The sequence below is a fragment of the Ruegeria sp. BA2 genome (assembly GCF_056539605.1).
Map to the genome: position 1 here is coordinate 1 of NZ_JBQFVE010000031.1, position 5,903 is coordinate 5,903.

At 55.1% G+C, this 5,903-nt stretch carries 7 protein-coding genes; 6 read left to right on the top strand and 1 reads right to left on the bottom strand.

Translation table 11 applies throughout. From position 1 onward, the window contains the following. Positions 1–302 precede the first annotated feature (302 nt). Together ACR0NN_RS25135 and ACR0NN_RS25140 are read left to right on the top strand one after the other, a co-directional pair. Entirely contained in the window at positions 303–491 is a 189-nt protein-coding gene (locus ACR0NN_RS25135) for a hypothetical protein (RefSeq protein ID WP_170728030.1), read from the top strand. 24 nt (positions 492–515) lie between these two features. After that, the gene (locus tag ACR0NN_RS25140) at positions 516–1,013 is read left to right on the top strand and encodes a hypothetical protein (RefSeq protein ID WP_170728031.1); all 498 of its coding nucleotides are present in this window, start codon (positions 516–518) and stop codon (positions 1,011–1,013) included. 234 nt (positions 1,014–1,247) lie between these two features. Here ACR0NN_RS25140 and ACR0NN_RS25145 read toward each other — a convergent pair whose 3' ends face one another. After that, positions 1,248–2,135, bottom strand: coding sequence for a LysR family transcriptional regulator (locus tag ACR0NN_RS25145; RefSeq protein WP_170728032.1), 888 nt, complete (start codon positions 2,133–2,135; stop codon positions 1,248–1,250). Between the two features lie 156 nt (positions 2,136–2,291). Between ACR0NN_RS25145 and ACR0NN_RS25150 the strand changes: the two genes are divergently transcribed. The 4 genes from ACR0NN_RS25150 to ACR0NN_RS25165 are packed head-to-tail and all read left to right on the top strand — an operon-like array spanning position 2,292 to position 5,539. Beyond that, positions 2,292–2,906 (top strand): nitroreductase family protein, encoded by a 615-nt coding sequence (locus ACR0NN_RS25150; protein ID WP_170728033.1) that lies wholly within the window; start codon positions 2,292–2,294, stop codon positions 2,904–2,906. A gap of 9 nt (positions 2,907–2,915) precedes the next feature. Beyond that, entirely contained in the window at positions 2,916–3,884 is a 969-nt protein-coding gene (locus tag ACR0NN_RS25155; RefSeq protein WP_170728034.1) for a DMT family transporter, read from the top strand. A gap of 46 nt (positions 3,885–3,930) precedes the next feature. Next, entirely contained in the window at positions 3,931–5,004 is a 1,074-nt protein-coding gene (locus tag ACR0NN_RS25160; RefSeq protein WP_480685851.1) for a DoxX family membrane protein, read from the top strand. Between the two features lie 46 nt (positions 5,005–5,050). Continuing rightward, positions 5,051–5,539, top strand: a complete 489-nt coding sequence (locus tag ACR0NN_RS25165; RefSeq protein ID WP_170728036.1) for a hypothetical protein — start codon at positions 5,051–5,053, stop codon at positions 5,537–5,539. The last annotated feature ends 364 nt before the right edge of the window (positions 5,540–5,903 follow it).

Genomic DNA, 5,903 nt, shown 5'->3' on the forward strand with positions numbered 1-5,903 from the left:
TCTGTCCGTTTCGGCAATTTGCAGAGCTGGCCGCTTAGCCCGCCGGTAAAATGCTATCGCTGTCGCCAGAAAAATCTTCGCAACAGATCCCCCCTCCAGTTGACATGTGTCTAACGACGCCCCTCGTCGTTTCGACAGGTAGTCGATACCACTATCGGCGCCTGTAAGGCATTATTTATGAACACTTATTGTGAGCGTTACATCGACTGGTAACCCCACGATAACTGTTACGTACTTCCGGGTTTCGGATTTCGTCCGCACCTTAAACCCAATCCAGTCAATGCAAAGGAAAGGGTGACCAAATGACTGAAGCGTTTACTCGCACACGCAAGTTTGTGAAGCAGGTCGGAACCTTTCTTTCCGATTGGGACGAAACCATCCACGCAGATCCTACAGATCAATTGCTGTTTCGCATTCAGCAAATAGAAGGGCGTCTCGACAAATTGGAAGCATCTGAAACCGCTCACGCTGAACCAATCAACGTCAGGTGAGCCAAGCCAGAAAGGAACCAAAAAATGTCCGTTGACCAGATTTTCCTGTTGCAGTTCGCTCTTAGCATAGTGGTCTGTACCCTTGTCGCGATCCGAATTTCTCCGGCATTGAACAAACTAGAGTGGTCGGATGCCATGTTCTGGCTGACAGTTCCTCATGCGCTCCGGCATCTAGGGCTGGTTTTCCTTGTTCCCGGTGTGGTCGCGGAATCGATGCCCGGTGGGTTCGCAGCGGAGGCAGGCTACGGAGATCTGAGTTCGGCCGTTGCCGGCATATTGACTCTGATCGCTCTATGGCGAGGTTGGATTGTCGCTTTACCATTGTTGTGGGCGTTGAACATTGTAGGCGTCTTTGACCTTATGAACGCACTGAGGCAGCTTGAGGCCGTTCCGCATTTCAACGCGGCCTGGTACATCCCGACCTTTGTGGTCCCGGTACTTCTGGTTACACATGCGATGATGGTTATTCGGCTGATCCGTCACGCGACAGGGTCTCGATTAACCGCTGACCAGCCGCAGTAAGGACACCTGCTGCATCGGTGAAACCGGAAAAGGACGTGCATCCGCCAGGATGCGCGCCCCTGCCAGGGCCTACCTTCCGCGATTGCTGGAACATACCCGACGGGCTGCACCCTATTTAGCTCCAATGGTGAGGACGCAATAATGCCTACTGAACAGTTCTTTCCGTCAACGCAGTGCGGTCTACTACTAACGTCGCAGTGGGTCGGCGCACTCGCGCGCCAGGTGCGGGCCCGTCTATCCCTGAAGCTCCTCAACAAGAAAATCGAGAAACACCCGAACTTTCGACATCATGTAGCGTCGGGACGGGTAGACAGCGTAAAGGCCCGTCTCGTTCGGCGCCCAGTCTTCCAGAGCCGTACTCAGCCGTCCTGCAGCCAGATCTTCCTCGACATACATACGAGGGACAAGGCTCAGACCGAACCCGGCGCGGAGAGCATCCCGGACTGCAAGGCTGGACGAAACTTTGTAGCGGCCTCGGACGGGGACTTTGACAGTTCGCCTGCCCTGTATGAAAGTCCATTGAACGGCATGGTCCGACAAGGTGAACTGGACGCAATTGTGCAACGCCAGGTCCTCGGGTCGGGTTGGACGACCGTTCTGTTCGAAGTAAGATGGTGCCGCGCAGACGACGTGATCCATGATCATCAGCTTTCGCGCAATCAGCCCCGAGTCTTCAAGATTGTCGCTCCCGCGCAGAGCGACATCAAACCCTTCTTCTACCAGATTGACCCGTCGATCATTCAGCCTCAAATCCAGCGTCAGATCGGGATAGCGGTTGAGAAACTTCGGGATTTTTTCCGACAGGCCGATCAGCGTCACGGTAACTGGCGCGCTGACGCGCAAAAAGCCCGATGGCTTTTCCTGAATGGCCTGAAGTGTTGCGTCGGCTTCTTTCAAATCATCCAGGACCTGCGCAACACGCTCGAAGTACAGCGTGCCGGCCTCGGTCAGACTCATCCGCCGGGTCGTGCGATTGATCAGACGCGCCGAAAGATGGGCTTCCAACTCGCCAACATTCTTACTGATCGCAGCAGGAGACAGGTTCAGCTTGCGCGCCGCAGCTGCGAAACTGCCGAGCTCTACTACGGTCCGAAACACGGTAAGGGCGGTCATGCGATCCATGATTATTTACTATCGGTGAATTAAGTATTCATCAATGAGTATATTCTCCACCAATCGGTGCCAATGTATCTCCTAAGGCAGTAATTTGTGTCGCTGACGTCATCCACGAAACCACAGTCGGATCGAACGTCAGCGCAAAGGTAAAGGAGCCCCGCTATGCAGACCGCCAGAACCGCTGACCACCCCATTGACCCACTCTTTCTTGATCGCTGGTCCCCACGCGCATATGACGCAAGACCCATGCCCAATGCCGATCTTCTGACCATCCTTGAAGCAGGCCGTTGGGCACCCTCAGCATTCAACGTTCAGCCCTGGCGATTTCTGTATGCCCATCGCACCGACAAACATTGGACGGATTTTCTGTCGGTGCTGGACCCAGAAAACCGGCAATGGGCCGGATCGGCGTCGGCACTGATCTATCTGATCTCGGACACGGTGATGCCAGCTGATGAAGACAGGCCCGAGATGATCTCGAAATATAACAGCTTCGATGCTGGGTCCGCCTGGATGCAGATCGCGCTTCAGGCATCGGCGCTCGGGTATGCCGCCCATGCCATGGCGGGCCTCGATTTCGAACATGCGACCACAGTTCTGGGTTTGCCGGACAGATTTCGACTTGAGGTGGGGATCACTATCGGCCGCGCCGCCGAGGCCATTCGCCTTCCGCATGATTTGCGTCTGCGCGAGGTGCCGAGCAAACGGTATCCGCTTGAGCAGATCTCTTACCCCGGTCCCTACCCCGCCCGCTTCACCGCACTCGCAGCAGAATAGGAGGTCCCTATGTCACGCCACCCAAACACAACCGTCGAACCTCGGGAGGTCGGAACCGATCTGCATGTCCACGGCTTGATGCTGTTAGCGACTTTTCTGGTGGCCACGTCGTTTCCGGTGGTTGCCGCGATCACAGACAGTCTGGATAGTGGTGTGCTAACTTTTGTGCGGTTCGCCCTGGCGACCCTACTATTCGCTCCGCTGGTGGCGTGGCGCTTCGGCATCGCCCGTCCCAGCCTGCGCGACCTGTTGCGCTACAGTTTGCTCAGCCTTCTGCTGGTCACGTTTTTCTGGTGTATGTTTGCATCCCTGAGAATGACCACACCGCTGAACACGGCGGCAATCTTTTCGATAAGCCCCGTCATTACCGCAGGCATGGCCGCGATCCTATTGCGCGAACGGATAACACGAAGCGCGCGAATTGCGCTTCCCCTCGGCGCGATTGGCGCGATTTGGGTGATATTCCGCGGTGATTTGACCGCACTTCTCGCACTGCAGATTGGCATGGGCGACCTGTTGTTCTTTGCAGGCACCATGGCGCTGGCCAGCTATACCACATTGGTCAAGGTTTTGCACAAAGGCGAGCCTATGGCCCGGATGACCTTCTGGATATTGGCCACCGGATCGATCTGGCTTTTGTTAGTGTCGCTGCCCCGTCTTGGTAGTGTTTCCTGGGCCGAGATCCCGATACGCACGTTGGCAGGGATCACCTATTTGTCGGTCTTCACCACCATCGTCACCTTTTTCCTGTTTCAGTGGAGTACAACCCACATCGGCCCGACCCGTGTGATGTCCTACACGTTCCTCAACCCGACTCTGGTGCTTGTGATCGGTTTATTTGCGGGAAACACCCTGCCACCATTGGCAACCTGGCCGGGCATGGTGATGGCGATCGCAGCCACAGTCATTCTCCAGTCGGACTTCACCCGATGGTTCGGGTATATGAGACGGGTCGTGCGGCCTGTCGCGCCGAGTTAAGCCAATTGAAATCAACTACTGTCCTGGGAAACGAAAGGATCGCGAAATGCCAAATGTGCTACAACGCCTTTTTGCCACGATTCAGCGGCCCGCCCGCCAGTGTCTGACCAGTCCTGACCGGAAGAAACCAAGACCACCAGCATTTGGCCTCGTTGGATTGGTGGGCCTGCTGATAGTTCCGAATGTTGCGCAAGCGCATGTCCGTTGGTTTGTCGATCCCAACAGTCCCGAGATTGCAACATTCGAGCCTTATACTCTATTCGACCCCGCTGTATTGATCTGGATCGCGATCGCGACTGTCCTGATTGGAACTGCAATCTTCCTCGACTCTCGGTTGCCGACGGTTCCAGTCGCCAACACCAAAATTCGCCATGATGTCATGGAGCTGATGCGGATCCTTACCGGTATCTCCTTTCTTTTGACCGCGTATGACGGCGCGCTGGTCGCTCCGCACCTTCAAGCCCAGGGCGGGTTTGGGCTGTTTCTGGTGTTTCTGCAGGCCGGGATCGGGATTCTCTTGCTCAGTAACCACTTCCTGCACCATGCCGCGATCCTCATGCTGATCCTGTTCATGGGTATGATGATCCAGTTCGGCGTCGTTCGGTCGTTCGAATATGTCAACGTCGTTGGTATCGCGCTCTTCCTGCTCTTCAATTATTTTCCGACGGATGAATTGCGCGCGAAACTGAAGCCATATTCTGTAGACATGCTGCGGATATTCACCGGACTTTCACTGATCATGCTCGGTATTTCTGAAAAGCTGCATGGTGCCGCGCTCGGCCAGGCATACCTTTCTGAGTATCAATGGAACTTCATGAAACTGCTTGGCTTCGACTGGTTCAGCGACAGGCTCTTCGTTCTTTCTGCCGGGGTCATGGAAGTCGTTTTCGGGATCATCCTGGTTCTGGGCGTTGTTACCCGATTGAACATCCTCGTTGTTGCCGGTCTGATGCTGATCTCTAACGCCGTTTTCATCCTGCAAAACGAACAGGACGAGGCGCTGAAAGAACTGATCGGCCACCTGCCCATCATTGCCACCGCACTGATCCTGCTGCTGTTGGGATACGGGCAACGGCTGAAGATCACGGCGCGAAGATCTGCCAAGGTCGCAACGGCCTGATCTACGGGTCGGATCCGTCAGCCGCACGTCTGTTTCGGAGGCTACGATGAAACTCCCCAGAAAACTTGAAATCCCGCTGATGTACGTCCTCTATTGGACCCTCGGTTGCCTGTTTCTCGGCATACTCTTCGCACCCGCGGTTAGAACCTTTGACGCTGATCCATCTGTCGACGGCGAGCATGGCCATGCCCAACTTCACAGCCAAGTCGAGGTTGATCCAGACAACGCACCGAAAGTGTCGATCGAAGTTGTGAAAGATGCGCTCGCCGGTTGGAATGTCTACGTGGCTGTCGAGAACTTTCGGTTTGCACCTGAACGGGTCAACCAAGCCAACACACCAAACGAAGGCCATGCCCATCTCTACCTAAACGGCAACAAGGTCACGCGGCTCTACGGAACCGCGTTTCACATGACGGGATTGCAACTAGGGGAAAACGTCGTCTCGGTCAGTCTAAACGCGAACGACCACTCTGATCTGGTGTTGGGGGGTGAACCAATTGAGGCTGCGGCGTTGGTCGTTGTGGGTGATGGATGAAAGGTTCTGTCGCAACGGGGTTTTTCCAGCGGCTTCGGCACTTTCTTCACGCCCAAGCGACATTGACACCACAACAACCTCAGCGCGGCCTGTTGGGCGTCATCACGTAAACCTGAAACTGTTAGTAAGGAAAGAAGAACGTCTTTTTTCAGGTGCGTGGCAATAGTCACGCGCCAACGCGTCACAATAAGTAATGGAGGTTTGACGCAACCTACCCGGCTCAGATTGCGCGACACAGGTCGGCCGCGCAATCATCAATCAGAAGGTTCTTGGGGCACCCTGAATCACGACGGCACTGCGTCGGCTGCATATTGCGACAGGAATTCCTCTGAGGGTGGGATCTGAGTGATAACATCAATCAGTA